Genomic DNA, 15322 nt, shown 5'->3' with positions numbered 1-15322 from the left:
ACGACAGCGCGTCCCGTGGTGATAGAACGAACACGGGAGGTTCCGGCATGGACACATTCGATTCGATTCCCGAACAGGCGCTGGCCTGGCATCGCGCCGGCGAGGGCGCGGCCCTGGCCACGGTGATCCGGACCTGGGGCTCGGCGCCGCGCCGTGTCGGCGCGCAGCTTGCCATCTCCGGCAGCGGCGCGATCGAAGGCTCGGTCTCCGGCGGCTGCGTCGAAGGCGCGGTGATCGTCGAGGCGCTGGAGGCGCTCGAGGACGGCAAGGTCCGCGAACTGGAATTCGGCGTCTCCGACGAGGATGCCTTTGCCGTGGGCCTCGCCTGCGGCGGCACCATCCAGGTCCTGGTCGAGCCCGTCGGCGGCGCCCTTTCCGAGGAACTCCTGGCCGAACTCTGCGCTGCCCGCGCGGCGCGCCGGGCGGTGGCCTACGTGGCGGATCTCGACAGCGGCGCGCGCCAGCTCGTCGACAGCGGGCACGAGGAGCGCTTCCGCATGGACCGCTCCGGGTTCGAGGAGGACAGCCGCAGGTTCGTGGCGATCCACAACCCGCCGCTGCGGCTGATCGTCGTGGGCGCGGTGCATATCGCCCAGGCGCTGGTGCCGATGGCGCGGATCGCGGGCTACGATCCGGTGATCGTCGACCCGCGCGAGGCCTTCGGCTCCTCCGCGCGGTTCCCCGGCGAGACCATTCTCAACGACTGGCCCGACGAGGCGGTGACGCAGCTCGGACTCGACGCGCGTACGGCACTGGTGCTGCTGACCCACGATCCAAAGCTCGACGATCCGGCGCTCGAATGCGCGCTGCGGTCGGGCTGTTTCTACATCGGCGCGCTGGGATCGACCCGCACCCACGCCAAGCGCGAGGCGCGGATGACGGAACAGGGCTTCACGCCCGAGGAGATCGGCCGCATCCACGGGCCCGTCGGGCTCGACATCGGCGCGGCCGGCCCGGCCGAGATCGCCCTGTCGATCCTCGCCGAGATGACCCGGGTGCTGAGGAAGGGCGCATGAAATTCGGCCCCGTCCCGGTGACGGAGGCCGAAGGCGGCGTCCTCGCCCATGCGGTCAGCCTGCCGGGAACGCGGTTTCGCAAGGGCCGCGTGCTGTCGGCGGAGGATGCCGCCCGCCTTGGCGCCGCCGGGATGCAGGAGGTCATCGTCGCCCGCCTCGACCCCGGCGACGTGGGCGAGGATGTCGCGGCGGACCGCCTGGCCCGCGCCCTGGTGCCCGCGCCCGCGACGGCCGGCCTCCGGATCGGGGCCGCCAGCACCGGGCGCGTCAACCTGCACGCCTCCGGGGTCGGGGTGGTCGGCATCGACGCGGCCCGCATCGACGCGGTCAACGCCGTGCATCCGATGATCACCGTGGCAACCCTGCCGCGCTGGCACCGGGTGGCCACGCGCAACATGGTCGCGACGGTCAAGATCATCTCCTATGCCGTCCCCGAGGAGGCGCTGGCGCGCGCCTGCGCCGCCGCAGGCGATGCCCTGCGCCTGCATCCCGTGCAACATCGCAGTGCCACGCTGATCGAGACGCTGGTGGGCGAGGATCCGGGCGACAAGGGGCGGCGCTCAATCCGCATGCGGCTCGACCGGATGGGCGTGACGCTCGGCCAGCGCCGTCTGGTGGCACATCGCACCGACGCGCTGGCAGAGGCCGTCGCCGCCTCCGGGGACGAGGTGATCCTGATCCTGACCGGCTCGGCCACGTCCGACCTGCACGACGTCGCCCCGGAGGCGCTGCGCCGGGCGGGCGGGGAGGTCGTGCATTTCGGCATGCCGGTCGATCCCGGCAACCTGCTGTTCTTCGGACGGCTCGGTGACCGGCCGGTCATCGGACTGCCGGGCTGCGCCCGCTCGCCCGCGCTGAACGGCGCCGACTGGGTGCTGGAGCGCATCCTCTGCGGGGTCGGCGTCACTCCCGCCGACATCATGTCCATGGGGGTCGGCGGCCTGCTCAAGGAACCGCCCTCGCGCCCCCGCCCGCGCGAAGCCTGATCCGGCGGAGCGGGCCGGGGGCCCGCCCGGGGCCGTCGTTGCCCGCCCTGCGGCGGGCGCCTCCACGCCCTTGGCCGGCCTGACACGCGGTCCGGGCGGCCCGCCCCCCGGCGTTCGCGGGCCTCTTCTGGCCCGAAATATCCCGGGGAGTCCGCGCCAGGGGCGCGGACGGGGCAGAGCCCCGGCACGCGAGGCCGGCCAAAGAAGAAACCCGCCGGGATGCGGCGGGTTCGTTCACGTCTCGAAAACCGGGTCCGGACTACTTGCTGACCGGGCCGATCATCATGACCATCTGGCGGCCTTCCATCTTGGGCATGTTCTCGACCTTGCCCACTTCCTTGACGTCGTCCGCCACCCGCTCCAGCAGTTCGCGACCGAGGTTCTGGTGCGCCATTTCCCGGCCGCGGAACCGCAGGGTGATCTTCACCTTGTCGCCGCCTTCGAGGAACTTCAGCACCGAGCGCATCTTCACGTCGTAGTCATGGGTATCGGTTCCCGGACGGAACTTGATCTCCTTGACCTCGATGATCTTCTGCTTCTTGCGCGCTTCGGCCTCGCGCTTCTGGGTCTCGTACTTGAACTTGCCGAAATCCATGATCTTGCAGACCGGCGGCGCGGCGTTCGGCGAGATCTCCACCAGATCGAGACCGGCCTGCTCGGCGAGATCCATCGCGCGCGCGGGCGTGACAACGCCGAGGTTTTCGCCTTCCGCGCCGATCAGACGGATTTCGGGAGCCCTGATGCGATCGTTGACGCGGGGGCCGGTGTCACGCGTGGGGGGCGCGTTGTGGGGTCTGCGAGCTATGGTATTTTCCCTTCGTTTCTGTGGAATCCACGGAGGCGCAAGGTAAACTTCGCGAACCGGGCTTTCAAGCTTCAAATCGGCGGAACGGGGCCGACGCCGGGGGCGTTCCCCTTGATGACGGCGCAAAGGCGGCGCACATGCAATCGCGGAGGGCCCGGCACCGTCGCCGCAGGCGTCGAAACGGGCCGCTCGGCAGGACACTGACAAGGGAGACAAGCCGATGAAGAACGTGATTCTCGTGGTGATCGGGTTGCTGGTGGTGGGAGGGCTCGCGCTTGCCCTGCGCGACGGAAGCGGCGACGAAGTGGCGACCCTCGCCGAGAGCGTGGGCGACACCGTTGTTCCCGACGACAGGCCGGAGGAGGTGGCGACCGAGGCGGATGCCGCCGTGACCTCGGCCACAGAAGAGGCCGCCACCGCCGCAAACGAAGCGCTGAACGCGGCCAGCGAGGCGGCGGATTCCGCCGCCGAAGCGGTGAGCGAGGCAAGCGAGGGGGCGGCGGACCGGATCTCTGCCGCAGCGACCGAGGCCGCCGGGAAGGCCGCGAAGGCGGCGGATGCCGCGGCCCGTGCGGCGGATGCCGCGGGCAAGGCCGCCGCGCAGACCGGCGGAGCGACGCTGGACAATGCCCGCGAGGCGGCGGACTCCGCGAAATCCGCCGTGAACTCGGCCGCCGATGCGGCGCGCGACGTGGCGGCCAACGCCGAAACCGCGCTTGGTGAGGCTGCATCCGACGCCCGCAAGGCGGCGGACGGGGCGATGGCCGCAGCCTCCGACGCGGCGGCGGACACCGCCCGCGCGATCGAGGATACCGCCGGCGAGGCCACCTCCGCGACCGCGACCATGACGCCGGAGGCGACGGCCGAGGCCGAGCAGGTGCTGACCGTGGAGGGGTTCGACTACGACAAGGCGGTCGCGCTGATCGACGGGTCCGACCTTGCACCGCTGGTCAAGACTTCGACCAGGCTCGCGCTGGAACAGGCGCGCGACACGCCCGAGGATCTGGAGACCGTGCTGACGACGCTGCGCGAGAAGCTCGGGCTCTGAGCCGGACCGCACCCGGCGGATTTCTTGATGCATCACATGAAAAAGGCCGCGCAATCCGTTGCGCAGCCTTCGTTGTTCCGGATGCCTGGCTTCAGTCCAGGAAGGCCTTCTCGACCACGTAATGCTTGGGATCGGAATTCGCGCCTTCTTCCAGGCCGTATTCCTCCAGCATCGCCTTCAGTTCGAGGTTGAACGCCAGGTTGCCGCAGATCATCGCGCGGTCGGTCGCCGGGTTCAGCGGCTCGACACCGAGATCGGCAAAGGCCTCTCCCGAGCGCATGAGGTCGGTGATCCGGCCCATCTTGGCGCTCTCTTCCCGCGTGGTGGTGGGGTAGTACTTGATCTTCTTCCAGAAGCCCTCGCCGATGACCTCGTTCAGAAGCTCGTCGGTCTTCAGCCCCTCGATCAGCTCGCGGCCATAGGTCAGCTCTCCGGCCTCGCGGCAGGTATGGGTGATGATGACCTCGTCGTAATCCTCGTAGGTCTGCGGTTCGCGCAGCAACGAGGCGAAGGGCGCAAAGCCGGTGCCGGTGGCAAAGAACCACAGGCGCTTGCCGGGCAGCAGCGCGTCATGCACCAGCGTGCCGACGGGCTTGGGGCGCAGGATGATCTCGTCCCCGGGCTGGATGTGCTGCAGGCGCGAGGTGAGCGGGCCGTCCTGCACCTTGATCGAGTAGAACTCCAGCTCCTCGTCCCAGGAGGGCGAGGCGATGGAATAGGCCCGCAGCAGCGGTTTCTGCTTGCCGGTCTTGGGGTCGGGATCGCCCATCAGGCCGATCATCACGAATTCGCCCGAGCGGAACCGCAGCGTCGCGGGGCGGCTCACGCGGAAGGAAAACAGCCGGTCGGTCCAGTGCTTCACCTCGGTGACGGTCTGGGCATCGGGCAGGACGAGCTTCTTGGGCGCGTCGGCTTTGCTGGCGGTGGCTTCGGTCACGGGTGTCATCTCGGTCATGTCAACAATGCGGGATCGTTTGTGTGCAAACAAACTCCCGTCCCTCTCTTCTAGCGTTGATGCAGGTCGGTTCAAAGCTTTTTTCAGCCCCGAAGCCGCGACTGGTAGTCGTGCTGCTGCCAATTTGCGCGAAACAGCCAGTCCTTCTCGGGCTGTCGGGCGGCGAGATCGTCGGAAATCTCGACCTCGTCGAAGCCCGACCGGCGCGCCATCGCGTACTGGTCCGAGATCACGTGCCCCCTGGCGCGCAGCCGTCCGGTGTAGCCGCGCAGCCGCAGCAACCGCGCGAGGGTGAAGCCCCGCCCGTCCGCGAAGGAGGGAAAGTCGATGCGGATCATCTCGGCGCCGTCGAACTCCAGCGCGTCGGGCGCGGTGTCGGAGGGCAGGTCGCGCACGGCCGGGCCGTCGAAGCCCGCGGTCCAGTCGTCGGCGGCAAAGCCGGTGTCGGTGACGATAACGCTCATGTGGTCGGTCCTTGTCTCAAAGCGGTGCCATTGCCGAAATGGATGCCGCATTCCGTCTTGTCCTCGCCCCGCCAGCGGCCGGCGCGCGGGTCCTCTCCCGGTTTCACGGGCGAGGTGCAGGGCTTGCAGCCGATGGACGGGTAGCCCCTGGCCACCAGCGGGTGACGGGGCAGGCGGTTTTCGTCCATGTAGGCGCGCACGTCGTCGGGCGCCCAATGGGCGAGGGGGTTGACCTTGATGCGGCCGGTGTCTTCCTCGAGTTCGAAGAATTCCAGCGTCGAGCGGCTGGAGGACTGGAACCGCTTGCGTCCGGTGATCCATCCGTCGAAGCCCGACAGGGCCTGTTCCAGCGGCAGGGTCTTGCGCAGGCCGCAGCAGGCGTCCTTGTCGGTGAGCCGAAGCGCGCCGTAGGGGTCCTGGCGGGCCAGCAGCTCCTCGTCGGTACGGATTACCCGCACGTCGGTCAGGTGCAGCCGCTCGGCCACCTCCTGCTGATAGGCGAGGGTTTCGGCGAACAGCAGGCGGGTGTCGATGAACAGCACCGGCGTCTTGCGGTCGATCAGCGCGACGAGGTGCAGAAGCACCACGGATTCCGCCCCGAAGGAGGACACCATCGCGATGTTGCCCGCTTCGGGGTCGCGCAGCGCCCCCTCCATCACCGAGACAGCCCCGTGATGGCGGTAGCGCGCGTTCAGCGCACCGACCCGCGCGCGCAGGTCGGCCAGCTCTTCGGGCGGCAGGGCCCGGTCGCCGGCGGCGGCTTTCTGGGGAAGGTGAAGTGTCATCGGACCTCAGGCCGCCCTTGCACGTTTGCCGGCGTCTTCCCCGTAGAGCGCGACCTTGAAGGGCGCCATGCCGAGGCGGCGATAGGTTTGCAGGAAGGTTTCCTCGGGGCTTTCACGCTGCTCCATGTAGGCCTGCACGATGCGTTCGATGGCCGGCACGACCTCTTCCGCCGGGAACCCGGGGCCGGTCCGCTCGCCCAGGGCCGCGGTCTGGGTGGCATCGCCGCCCAGGGTGATCTGGTAGTTCTCCACCCCCGCACGGTCGAGGCCGAGGATGCCGATATGGCCCACGTGGTGGTGACCGCAGGCGTTGATGCAGCCCGAGATCTTGATCTTCAGCTCGCCGATGTCGTTCTCGATCTTCAGCTCGTCGAAGCGCGTGGCGATCTCCTGCGCGATCGGGATCGAGCGGGCGGTGGCAAGCGCGCAGTAGTCCATGCCGGGGCAGGCGATGATGTCGGAGATCTTGCCGATGTTGGCGGTGCCGAGGCCGTGTGCCTTCAGGATGGCGTGGATCTCGGGCAGGTCCGACTTGTGGACATGCGGCAGGACGATGTTCTGCTCGTGGCTGACGCGCAGCTCGTCATGGCCGAAGCGTTCGGCGATGTCCGCCATGACGCGCATCTGCCCGGCCGAGGCATCGCCCGGCGTCGCGCCATGCGCCTTGAGCGAGATCTGCGCGATGGCATAGCCCGGCGCACGATGCTCGGAGAGGTTGCTGTCGGCCCAGGCGCGGAACACCGGATCGGCCTCGTAGGCGCGCTCGAAGGCGTCTTCGGGCGCGTTGCGGAAGGCGGGCGGGCGGAACTGCGCGGCGATCTCGTCGAACAGCGCGAGGTCGGCGCCGTTGAAGGCGGCCCTGGTCTCGGCGAAGCGGGTCTCCACCAGGGCGCGGATCTCGTCGATGCCGTGCTCGTGCACGGTGATCTTGATGCGGGCCTTGTACTTGTTGTCGCGGCGGCCGAGAAGGTTCCAGACAGAGACGGTGGCCTCGACGAAGGGCAGCAGATCCTCCTGCGGGACGAAATCGCTCAGCACCTTGCCGATCATCGGGGTGCGGCCGAGGCCGCCGCCGACGAGAACGCGGTAGCCCTGGACGCCGTTCTTCTCGACGATCTCGATGCCGATGTCATGCGCCTTGACCACGGCGCGGTCGTTGACGCTGCCCGAGACGGCGATCTTGAACTTGCGGGGCAGGAACTGGAATTCGGGGTGATCGGTGGACCACTGGCGCAGCAGCTCGGCCACCGGGCGCGGGTCGGCCAGCTCGTCCGCGGCGGCCCCGGCGAAGTGATCGGCGGTCACGTTGCGGATGGTGTTGCCCGAGGTCTGGATCGCATGCATGCCGACCTCGGCCAGCGCGTCGAGCATGTCGGGGATGTCACGCAGCTCGGGCCAGTTGTACTGGATGTTCTGGCGCGTGGTGAAATGGCCGTAGCCCTTGTCCCACTTTTCGGCGAGCAGGGCGAGCTGGCGCATCTGTGCCCCGTTCAGCGTGCCGTAGGGCACCGCGACGCGCAGCATGTAGGCGTGCAGCTGCAGGTAGAGGCCGTTCATCAGGCGCAGCGGCTTGAACTCGTCCTCGGTCAGCGCGCCGGAGATGCGGCGCTCGACCTGGTCGCGGAACTGGCGGTTGCGCTCTGCCACGAAGGCGGCGTCGAAGTCGTTGTAGTGGTACATCTGTGGTCTCTCCCGCAAATTCCTTGAAAGGAATTTGCAAATCTTTTCAAAAAGATTTGCGTGGTCTTTGGCTCAGGCGCCGGCCTGCTTGCCGTGGAAGTAGTTGGACGGTCCGGTGCGCCGGAATTCCTCGCGGAAATGCGTCGGCTGCGGACCCTCCTCGGAGGGGGCGACATCGGCGAGGTAGACGCCGACCGCCTCGGAGGCGCGCGACTGCGCATCGAGCAGGCGCACCTGCGCGATCGCCTCGTCGGTCAGCACTTCGGCCGAGGCCAGGTCGCGGACCCAGGCGTCGTCTTCGGCGAGATAGATCACGTCGCCTTCGATCAGCGCGTTGGCGGTGATCACCTTGGGAGAGAAACTCTTGGACATCAGGACACTTCCTGTCTGTTGAGGCGTAGGGTGGCGGCCGCGCGCGGGGCGAGGCCGAGAAGGATCACCGCGGGGCCGTCGACCGCTTCGGCGGCGAGGACCGCGGGCAGGGCGGCCAGCGTGGTGGCGATGCGCCGCTCGTCGGCGCGGCTGGCGTTCTCGACCAGCGTCACCGGAGTCGCGGGATCGGCGCCGTGCATCATCAGGCGACCCTGCAGGAACCGCGCGGCGCGCTTGCCCATGTAGATCGCGGCCACTTCGCCGGGACGGGCGAGGGCGCGCCAGTCGTGGTCGGCATAGCCCTGCACGTCATGCCCGGTCATCAGCCGCACGCCGCTGTTGCGGCCGCGCCGGGTCATCGACTGGCCGAGACCGGCGACCGCCGCCGTGGCCGAGGTGATCCCCGGCACGATGCGCCAGTCGATCCCGCGCGCGTCGAGTGCGTCGATCTCTTCGTCGAGCCGACCGAAGACGCCCGGATCGCCGGACTTGAGCCGCACCACCCGGGCGCCCGCGCGGGCATGGGTGACGATCAGCGCGTTGATGTCATCCTGCTTCATCGCCGGGCCGAAGCCGGTCTTGCCCGCGTCCAGAAGCTCGGCCTCCGGGTTGGACAGGGCCAGCACCGCGTCCGACACCAGGCGGTCGTGGATCACCACATCCGCCTGCGCCAGGGCGCGCAGCGCCTTGAGTGTCAGCAGCTCGGGGTCGCCGGGGCCGGCGCCGACAAAGGCTACCTGGCCCGGTTGAAGGGGTTGGGTCTGGATCATGTCGCCTGACTTGGGTTGTGGTCTGCCCTCAATATAGGACAATATCCCCCCGATGGGCCATGCCTCTGGCGAAATAAGGAAAGCTGTTCTACCGTGGCGGCGCTCGCGGAACCAGTGTTCCGAACGGGGGCGGATTTACGAAAGAGAGTGCGGATGGACGAGACCGACCGGAAGATCCTTCTGGAACTGCAGCGCGACGCGGGCAGATCGCTGGATGACATCGCCCGCGAAGTGGGGTCTTCCAAGACCCCGGTCTGGAATCGGATCCGCAAGATGCGCGAGGCCGGCATCATCGGTCCGCAGATCGTCGTTGCCGATGCCGAGAAGCTGGGTTTCGAGGCCTGTTTCTTCGTGCTGATCCGCACTTCCGAGCACGAGGCAGAGTGGCAGCGCCGCTTTCTGCGGGCGCTGCGGGAACGTCCCGAGGTGCAGGAGGCGCACCGTCTCGCGGGGGATATCGACTACATCCTGAAGGTGCGGGTGCGCAATGCCCGGGCCTATGATGCCTTCTACCAGGCGCTGATCTCGGAGGTGAAGGTGCACAACGTCACCGCGCTGCTGTCGATGGAGGAAATCAAGTCGACCACGGCGCTGCCGTTGTAACCCGCCGCAACACAGGAAGACAACCCATGTCCGAACCTTCGGAAATCCCCGGCCCGCTGGTGAGCATCACCTATTGCACCGGCTGCAACTGGCTGCTGCGCGCGGGTTGGATGGCGCAGGAACTGCTGTCGACCTTCGGGCAGGATCTGGGCGGAGTGACGCTGGTGCCGGGCTACGGCGGCATCTACGAGATCCGCGTCGACGGCACCCTGATCTGGGAGCGCAAGCGCGACGGCGGCTTTCCCGAGCCCAAGGAGATCAAGCGCCGCCTGCGCGACGTGATCGCGCCGGGCAGGGACCTCGGGCACAACGACAGCGTGCCGGGCTGACGGCGGGGCTCAGCGGCCGGGATCGACCATCAGGCGTTCGAGCCCGCGGAAGTGGTAGAGGTCGGCATAGCGCGGCGGTTCGGCCAGCGACAGGTGCGGCAGGCGCGCGAAAAGGATCGGCAGGGCGATCTGCATTTCGAGCCGTGCGAGCGGGGCGCCGACGCAGAAATGCAGACCGCCGCCGAAGCTGGTGTGGCGCGACGGCTCGCGCTCCGGATCGAACCGGCCGGGATCGGCGCAGAGGTCGGGGTCGCGGTTGGCGGCGCCGAGCAGCAGCGCCACCTGCGCACCGGGCGCGAAGCGATGGCCGAACATCTCGCAGTCCTCGTAGCACCAGCGGGTGAACATGTGCAGCGGCGGATCGAAGCGCAGGACCTCCTCCACGCTGCGCGCCGCCGTCTCGGCGGTGACGGTCATCCCGCGTTCGAGCAGCGCCTTCACGCCGTTGCCGAGACTGTGCACCGTGGCCTCGTGCCCGGCATTCAGTAGAAGGATGCAGGTCGCGATCATCTCGTCGGTGCTGAGCCGGTCTCCGGTTTCCTCCGCGGCGATCAGCTCGGACAGCAGATCGTCGCGCGGCGCCCGTCGGCGGGCGGCGATGTGCTCGCGCAGCATGTCGGAAAACGCCTGCGCGGCGCCGGCCGCGGCCTCTTCGATTTGGCGATCCCGGCGGGCCTGGTACATGGCGACCATCGCCCCCGACCAGGCGAGCAGTTGCGGGGCCATGTCCTCGGGCACCCCGAGCAGGCGCGCGATGACGCGCACGGGCAGCGGCTGGCAGAGCGCGGGGATCAGGTCGAACGGCCCCTCCGGCGCGGCATCGAGCAGCGCGTGCACCAGGTCCGCGATCCCCGGTGCCAACGCCGCGATGGTGCGCGTGGTGAAGGCACGCAGTACCAGCCCGCGCAGCCGGGTGTGGCGCGGCGGTTCGAGTTCGAGCATGGAATGCGCCTCGACCGCGTAGAAGGGTTCGAGATGCGGCGGCACGACGCGCGCCGGACCCGGCGGCGCCTCGCGCCCGAAACGGCGGTCGCGCAGCAGCGCCTGCACGGCCCGGTGCGACACGGCGCAGACCATGCCGTAGTCCTCCCAGAACGCGAGATCGCCCCCGGCGCGCAGGCGCTCGTAGAACGGATAGGGATTTCGGACGAACGCGGGATCGGTCGGGGATTGCGCAAGGCTCAGCATGGCGGCAAGCTGGCCTACCTCGGCTTTCCTGGCAAGCCGATGCTTGCTAGAAGGCCGGCCATGATCCGCAGCGCCCTTCATCGCAGTCGCGCCTCGCTGGTGGCGCTGTCGCTGGCCGCCACGGCAGTGCTGGCGGGCGGCGTCTGGCATTACGCCTACCTTCAGGCGCTGGACTCTGTCGTGGCGCGGGGCGAGAGCGATCTGGCGCTCGCCTCGGACCGGCTGGTGACGCAGTTGCAGCGGTTCCGGGAATTCGCCGTGCTGACCGCCGAACACCCCGCCATCGCGGCGCTGCACGACAGCGGCCCGCGCGCGGCGGCGGATGCCATGCTGCTGCATGCCTCGGACCGGATCGGCGCGGTGTCGGCGGTCTATGTCGATACCGCCGGTCGGGTGCTTGCCACCTCGGGGCAGGCATCGCCCGCGAACATCCCCACCGGCCCCTATTTCATCCGCGCCATGACCGGCGCGCTCGGCGTGTCGCACGGGCCGGGGCCGGGGGACACCGCGCGCGCCTTCTACTTTGCCGCGCCCGGCTTCGGCCCCGACGGCAAGGTGCGCGGGGCGCTGATCGTCGCCGTGGACATCGCCGGGCTGGAACAGGCCTGGCGCGGCTCGCTGCCGACCGTGTTCTTCACCGATGCGGGGGGCGAGGTCTTTGTCACCAACCGCAGCGAACTGCTCTACTGGCGCCGTCTCGGCCCGACCGAGGTGCTGTCCCCCGACGGTCAGGCGCGCCGGATCGAGGTGCAGGCGCCGGGCGGGCACGTGGTCTGGCTGCAGCGCTGGTCGCCCTACATCCCCGCCCGCGCCCTGCGGCTCGAGGCCGACCTGCCGGTGATCGGCATGACCGGCGTCCTGCTGATGGATGTGAGCCCGGCGCGGCGGCTCGCGGCGCTGCAGGCGGCGATCGTCGCGGCGGGGGTGGTGTTCTTCGGTGCGCTGCTCTGGCTGGCGCTGGAGCGGCGCCGCGCCCTTGCCGAGGTGAACGCGGTGCTGGAGGATCGCGTCTCGGCCCGGACCCGCGCGCTGGAACAGACCAACGTTGCCCTGCGCCGCGAGGTCGAGGAACGTCAGGAGGCCGAAGCGGCGCTGAAGCGCGCCCAGGCCGAGCTGGTGCAGGCGGGCAAGCTGACGGCGCTCGGCAAGATGAGCGCGGGCATCAGCCACGAGCTCAACCAGCCGCTCATGGCGATCCGCAGCTTCGCCGAGAACGGCAAGGCCTTTCTGGACCGCGACCGGCCCGAGAAGGCGGCCGAGAACCTCGGGCGGATTTCGGACATGGCGCACCGGATGGGGCGGATCATCAAGAACCTGCGCGCCTTCGCGCGGGCCGAACCGGGGCCGGCGACGCCGGTCAACCTCTCGGGCGTGGTCGACAGCGCGCTGGAAGTGCTGCAACTCCGGATCGAGAAATCCGGCGTCGCCGTGGAGTGGGAGCGCCCCGAGGCCCGCCCGATGGTCATGGGCGGCGAGGTGCGGCTGGGGCAGGTCGTGGTCAACCTGCTGAGCAACGCCATGGACGCCATGGCCGAGTGCGACACCCGCCGCATCGTCGTGCGCGTGGCCCGCGACGACGCGGCGGGGACGGTGCGCCTCTCGGTCGAGGACACCGGGCCCGGCATCTCGGAACCCGACCGCATCTTCGATCCGTTCTATTCGACCAAGGAGGTCGGCGCGGAAGAGGGCATGGGCCTCGGGCTGTCGATCTCCTACGGGATCGTGGAGGGCTTCGGAGGCCGGCTGCGCGGCGAGAACACCGGGCAGGGCGCGCGCTTTACCATGGAACTGCGACAGGCGGGGGACGCGACATGACGATCCGGCGGGTGCTGCTGGTGGACGACGACGCGGCGGTGCGCGAGGCGCTCGGGCAGACGCTGGAACTGGCGGAGTTCGACGCGATCACGGCTGGCAGCTTCGTCGAGGCCAAGGACAACATCACGCCGGAGTTTTCCGGCGTCATCGTGTCCGACATCCGGATGCCGGGGCGCGACGGGTTTCACCTGCTCGACTATGCCCACCAGCAGGACCCGGAACTGCCGGTGATCCTGCTGACGGGCGAGGGCGACATTCCCATGGCGGTGCGGGCGATGTCCGCCGGGGCCTTCGATTTCCTCGAAAAGCCCTGCGCGCCGGGGGATCTGACGGCGGTCATCGAACGCGCCCTGCGCACCCGTGCGCTGGTGCTCGAGAACCGCCGTCTCAAGGCGCAGCTCGAATCCGGCGATCCGGCGGCGCGGATGATCTTCGGCACCTCGCCGCAATCCGAACAGATGCGCGCCCGGGTGCGCGCTGCGGCGCGGGCGGGGACGGACGTTCTCATCACCGGGGCGCGCGGTTCGGGGATCTCGAAGGTGGCGGAGGTGGTGCACCTGTCCTCGGCCCGCGCCAAGGGACCGTTCCAGAAACGCTCGGCCAACGGGCTGGGGCGGGCGCAGCTGGCCGAGGTCTGGTCGAACTGCGCGGGGGGGACGCTGTTTCTCGACGAGATCGCGCAGTTGCCGCGCGACACCCAGCTTGCGCTGGTCGACATGCTGGACGCCGGCGGCGCCCGACTGATCGCGGGATCGGTCGAAAACCTCGGCGCCGCCGTGGAGGCCGGAACGCTCTCGGCCGAACTGTTCTACCGGCTCGAGGTGATGCAGTTCCACATTCCGGCGCTGTCCGAGCGCCCGCAGGACATACCCGTGCTCTTCCGCCACTACGTCGCGCAGGCGGCGGAGCAGGCCGGGCTGGATGCGCCGGACATCACCGAGGACGTGCTCGCCGCGCTGATGGCACGGGACTGGCCCGGCAACACCCGCGCGCTGATGTCGGCCGCGATGCGCTTTGCGCTGGGGCTGGGCGAGGCGGAGGGCGTCTCGGAGGGGCTGGGCCTGAACGAGCGGTTGGCACAGGTCGAGCGGTCGCTGCTGGCGGATGCGCTGAAACGCGCGGGCGGGCAGGCGAGGGCCGCCGCCGTGGCGCTGAAACTGCCGCGAAAGACCTTCTACGACAAGCTGGCGAAATACGCGCTGAAGCCCGAGGATTTCCGGTAGTCCGACGCCCCGGATTCAATCCTGAATTGAATTTCGGAGCGTTTCATGCGATGCTGCCTCCCAATTCATTTTCAGATCATTGACTTTGGAGGGCCCGCCATGGCTGTCGTGGAAGTCAAGGACAAGGATTTTTACCTGGTCGCGGTGATCACCTTCATCGCCTTCTTCGTCCTCATCCTGTTCGGACTGGCGCTTTTCCTGTTCTCGGACTTTCTCGATTTCGAGCGGTCGGTCTACGAGGACAGCACCAACGGCTTTTTCGGAGAGGCCCTGATCCTGCGCGAACGGCGCGTGACCTTCTCGATCCTGCTGCGCACCTTCATCACCGGCTTCGCCTTCGTCGTCGGCCTTGCCCTGTCGGCCATCGGCGGCGTGTTCATCCTGCGCCAGGTCACCGCGCGGACCGTCCTGTCCGCCGGCACCGGCGGGCCGCCCGCGCCCGGCGGCATCTCCGGAGAGGCGACGGTGGCGCCGATCCCGGTGCCGTCGGAGAACAACCGCTGGATGACGCTGCAGGCGACCTCGCCGGGGGTGATGTTCATGTTCGGCGGGATCGTCACCATGCTGCTGCCGCAATACTTCGCGCTGCCCATCCGCACGGTCGAGGTCTTTCCGCTGCAGAGCGTCGCGCTCTGTCCCGATCCCGAGGATCCCGACGGTGCCATGCGGACGTGCAATTTCGTGCATGAACTCTCGATGACCGAGAGCGGACGGGCGATGCGGGTCGAAGGGGTGCCGGTGGGGCCGTCCGGCGGGACGGTGGCCGGGGCCGCGCAAAGGGCGAAGGAGGAGGACATGTGCACCAACAATCCCGGATTGATGGCCTGTGCGGAGGAGGACGAATGAGGTGGAGCGTGATGATCGGCGCGGGACTCTGGCCGCTGGCGTCGCTGGCGGCACCCGAGGCCTGCAACGGACAGGCCGACGGCAGCTATAGCGGCGCCTGCCTGAGGGCGGCCTCGGAGGAAGCCTACCTGGCCGGAACGGAGGACGGGTACAGGAACGGATACGCAAGGGCCTGCACGGAAATGGCCGGGCAGGTGACCGAGGCCGGATGCCGGTCGCGGCTCTACGATGCGATCGGTGAGGTGTCGCGCGGCCTCGGGGAAAGCCGGACGTACCGGATGCCGCCAAAGGACCGGCTCCCCGCCGGTCCGACATGGGCGCCCGGGCTCGAGATGTCCCCCGGAACCTTCAGCCAGTAGCGGGGGGCCTGCGCCATGCCCGGCGACGTCGCGGGGCGTTGCGGGAAGAGGGGGCTCTGCCCCCGCGCGCGCCGCGGC

17 protein-coding genes are annotated in these 15322 nt (G+C 69.1%); 9 read left to right on the top strand and 8 right to left on the bottom strand.

The features are described from left to right. The first annotated feature begins 47 nt into the window (after positions 1–47). Complete coding sequence (locus ACN0RJ_RS10170) at positions 48–1016, top strand: XdhC family protein (protein WP_417724177.1); 969 nt, start codon at positions 48–50, stop codon at positions 1014–1016. Beyond that, complete coding sequence (locus ACN0RJ_RS10165) at positions 1013–2002, top strand: molybdopterin-binding protein (protein ID WP_417724176.1); 990 nt, start codon at positions 1013–1015, stop codon at positions 2000–2002. Before ACN0RJ_RS10170 ends, ACN0RJ_RS10165 begins: the two co-directional genes overlap by 4 nt. 259 nt (positions 2003–2261) lie before the next feature. Here ACN0RJ_RS10165 and infC read toward each other — a convergent pair whose 3' ends face one another. Next, a complete protein-coding gene (gene infC / locus ACN0RJ_RS10160; RefSeq protein ID WP_417719223.1) occupies positions 2262–2807 on the bottom strand; it encodes a translation initiation factor IF-3 in 546 nt (181 codons plus the stop codon). A 220-nt stretch (positions 2808–3027) separates the two neighbouring features. Here infC and ACN0RJ_RS10155 point away from each other — a divergent pair, with 220 nt between their 5' ends. Continuing rightward, complete coding sequence (locus ACN0RJ_RS10155) at positions 3028–3855, top strand: hypothetical protein (protein ID WP_417724175.1); 828 nt, start codon at positions 3028–3030, stop codon at positions 3853–3855. A gap of 91 nt (positions 3856–3946) precedes the next feature. Here ACN0RJ_RS10155 and ACN0RJ_RS10150 read toward each other — a convergent pair whose 3' ends face one another. The 6 genes from ACN0RJ_RS10150 to cobA all read right to left on the bottom strand — a co-directional run bounded on the left by ACN0RJ_RS10150 (position 3947) and on the right by cobA (position 8881). Next, positions 3947–4810: a ferredoxin--NADP reductase gene (locus ACN0RJ_RS10150; RefSeq protein ID WP_417719047.1), complete on the bottom strand. Its 864-nt coding sequence runs from the start codon at positions 4808–4810 to the stop codon at positions 3947–3949. A gap of 83 nt (positions 4811–4893) precedes the next feature. Beyond that, positions 4894–5274: a DUF934 domain-containing protein gene (locus tag ACN0RJ_RS10145; RefSeq protein WP_417719048.1), complete on the bottom strand. Its 381-nt coding sequence runs from the start codon at positions 5272–5274 to the stop codon at positions 4894–4896. After that, the gene (locus ACN0RJ_RS10140) at positions 5271–6059 is read right to left on the bottom strand and encodes a phosphoadenylyl-sulfate reductase (protein WP_417719049.1); all 789 of its coding nucleotides are present in this window, start codon (positions 6057–6059) and stop codon (positions 5271–5273) included. The genes ACN0RJ_RS10145 and ACN0RJ_RS10140 overlap by 4 nt, the downstream gene beginning before the upstream one ends. Before the next feature lie 6 nt (positions 6060–6065). Continuing rightward, positions 6066–7739, bottom strand: a complete 1674-nt coding sequence (locus ACN0RJ_RS10135) for a nitrite/sulfite reductase (protein WP_417719050.1) — start codon at positions 7737–7739, stop codon at positions 6066–6068. Positions 7740–7811: 72 nt separating this feature from the next. Continuing rightward, positions 7812–8111 carry a DUF2849 domain-containing protein gene (locus tag ACN0RJ_RS10130; RefSeq protein ID WP_417719051.1) on the bottom strand — a complete coding sequence of 100 codons (300 nt, stop codon included), beginning with the start codon at positions 8109–8111 and terminating at the stop codon, positions 7812–7814. After that, positions 8111–8881 carry a uroporphyrinogen-III C-methyltransferase gene (gene cobA / locus ACN0RJ_RS10125; RefSeq protein WP_417719052.1) on the bottom strand — a complete coding sequence of 257 codons (771 nt, stop codon included), beginning with the start codon at positions 8879–8881 and terminating at the stop codon, positions 8111–8113. Before cobA ends, ACN0RJ_RS10130 begins: the two co-directional genes overlap by 1 nt. A gap of 153 nt (positions 8882–9034) precedes the next feature. Here cobA and ACN0RJ_RS10120 point away from each other — a divergent pair, with 153 nt between their 5' ends. Together ACN0RJ_RS10120 and ACN0RJ_RS10115 are read left to right on the top strand one after the other, a co-directional pair. Further along, positions 9035–9484 carry an Lrp/AsnC family transcriptional regulator gene (locus tag ACN0RJ_RS10120; protein ID WP_417719053.1) on the top strand — a complete coding sequence of 150 codons (450 nt, stop codon included), beginning with the start codon at positions 9035–9037 and terminating at the stop codon, positions 9482–9484. Positions 9485–9510: 26 nt separating this feature from the next. Continuing rightward, the gene (locus ACN0RJ_RS10115) at positions 9511–9813 is read left to right on the top strand and encodes a SelT/SelW/SelH family protein (RefSeq protein ID WP_417724174.1); all 303 of its coding nucleotides are present in this window, start codon (positions 9511–9513) and stop codon (positions 9811–9813) included. Positions 9814–9822: 9 nt separating this feature from the next. On the opposite strand, the gene ACN0RJ_RS10110 is transcribed toward ACN0RJ_RS10115, so the two are convergent. After that, positions 9823–11001 carry a cytochrome P450 gene (locus ACN0RJ_RS10110; protein WP_417719055.1) on the bottom strand — a complete coding sequence of 393 codons (1179 nt, stop codon included), beginning with the start codon at positions 10999–11001 and terminating at the stop codon, positions 9823–9825. Between the two features lie 60 nt (positions 11002–11061). Here ACN0RJ_RS10110 and ACN0RJ_RS10105 point away from each other — a divergent pair, with 60 nt between their 5' ends. The 4 genes from ACN0RJ_RS10105 (at position 11062) to ACN0RJ_RS10090 (ending at position 15244) form a co-directional block, all read left to right on the top strand. Further along, the gene (locus ACN0RJ_RS10105; protein WP_417719056.1) at positions 11062–12816 is read left to right on the top strand and encodes a sensor histidine kinase; all 1755 of its coding nucleotides are present in this window, start codon (positions 11062–11064) and stop codon (positions 12814–12816) included. Beyond that, on the top strand, positions 12813–14039 hold the full coding sequence (locus ACN0RJ_RS10100) for a sigma-54-dependent transcriptional regulator (protein WP_417724173.1): 1227 nt from the start codon (positions 12813–12815) through the stop codon (positions 14037–14039). The genes ACN0RJ_RS10105 and ACN0RJ_RS10100 overlap by 4 nt, the downstream gene beginning before the upstream one ends. Before the next feature lie 99 nt (positions 14040–14138). Further along, positions 14139–14885: a hypothetical protein gene (locus tag ACN0RJ_RS10095; RefSeq protein WP_417724172.1), complete on the top strand. Its 747-nt coding sequence runs from the start codon at positions 14139–14141 to the stop codon at positions 14883–14885. Further along, positions 14882–15244, top strand: a complete 363-nt coding sequence (locus ACN0RJ_RS10090) for a hypothetical protein (RefSeq protein ID WP_417724171.1) — start codon at positions 14882–14884, stop codon at positions 15242–15244. The genes ACN0RJ_RS10095 and ACN0RJ_RS10090 overlap by 4 nt, the downstream gene beginning before the upstream one ends. The last annotated feature ends 78 nt before the right edge of the window (positions 15245–15322 follow it).

The sequence above is a fragment of the Salipiger sp. genome (assembly GCF_048261495.1).
Classification (GTDB): domain Bacteria; phylum Pseudomonadota; class Alphaproteobacteria; order Rhodobacterales; family Rhodobacteraceae; genus Salipiger.
The sequence above is the reverse complement of the archived record's forward strand: the minus strand, read 5'-3'. Positions and strand labels throughout refer to the sequence as shown.

What these genes read in the sequence shown, in the direction of transcription:
- ACN0RJ_RS10130 (WP_417719051.1), bottom strand. Translation starts at nt 8,111, where the DNA reads ATGTCCAAGAGTTTCTCTCCCAAGGTGATCACCGCCAACGCGCTGATC.
- ACN0RJ_RS10120 (WP_417719053.1), top strand. Translation starts at nt 9,035, where the DNA reads ATGGACGAGACCGACCGGAAGATCCTTCTGGAACTGCAGCGCGACGCG.
- ACN0RJ_RS10150 (WP_417719047.1), bottom strand. Translation starts at nt 4,810, where the DNA reads ATGACCGAGATGACACCCGTGACCGAAGCCACCGCCAGCAAAGCCGAC.
- ACN0RJ_RS10100 (WP_417724173.1), top strand. Translation starts at nt 12,813, where the DNA reads ATGACGATCCGGCGGGTGCTGCTGGTGGACGACGACGCGGCGGTGCGC.
- ACN0RJ_RS10090 (WP_417724171.1), top strand. Translation starts at nt 14,882, where the DNA reads ATGAGGTGGAGCGTGATGATCGGCGCGGGACTCTGGCCGCTGGCGTCG.
- ACN0RJ_RS10165 (WP_417724176.1), top strand. Translation starts at nt 1,013, where the DNA reads ATGAAATTCGGCCCCGTCCCGGTGACGGAGGCCGAAGGCGGCGTCCTC.
- ACN0RJ_RS10155 (WP_417724175.1), top strand. Translation starts at nt 3,028, where the DNA reads ATGAAGAACGTGATTCTCGTGGTGATCGGGTTGCTGGTGGTGGGAGGG.
- ACN0RJ_RS10170 (WP_417724177.1), top strand. Translation starts at nt 48, where the DNA reads ATGGACACATTCGATTCGATTCCCGAACAGGCGCTGGCCTGGCATCGC.
- ACN0RJ_RS10095 (WP_417724172.1), top strand. Translation starts at nt 14,139, where the DNA reads ATGGCTGTCGTGGAAGTCAAGGACAAGGATTTTTACCTGGTCGCGGTG.
- ACN0RJ_RS10145 (WP_417719048.1), bottom strand. Translation starts at nt 5,274, where the DNA reads ATGAGCGTTATCGTCACCGACACCGGCTTTGCCGCCGACGACTGGACC.
- cobA (WP_417719052.1), bottom strand. Translation starts at nt 8,881, where the DNA reads ATGATCCAGACCCAACCCCTTCAACCGGGCCAGGTAGCCTTTGTCGGC.
- ACN0RJ_RS10135 (WP_417719050.1), bottom strand. Translation starts at nt 7,739, where the DNA reads ATGTACCACTACAACGACTTCGACGCCGCCTTCGTGGCAGAGCGCAAC.
- ACN0RJ_RS10115 (WP_417724174.1), top strand. Translation starts at nt 9,511, where the DNA reads ATGTCCGAACCTTCGGAAATCCCCGGCCCGCTGGTGAGCATCACCTAT.
- ACN0RJ_RS10110 (WP_417719055.1), bottom strand. Translation starts at nt 11,001, where the DNA reads ATGCTGAGCCTTGCGCAATCCCCGACCGATCCCGCGTTCGTCCGAAAT.
- ACN0RJ_RS10140 (WP_417719049.1), bottom strand. Translation starts at nt 6,059, where the DNA reads ATGACACTTCACCTTCCCCAGAAAGCCGCCGCCGGCGACCGGGCCCTG.
- ACN0RJ_RS10105 (WP_417719056.1), top strand. Translation starts at nt 11,062, where the DNA reads ATGATCCGCAGCGCCCTTCATCGCAGTCGCGCCTCGCTGGTGGCGCTG.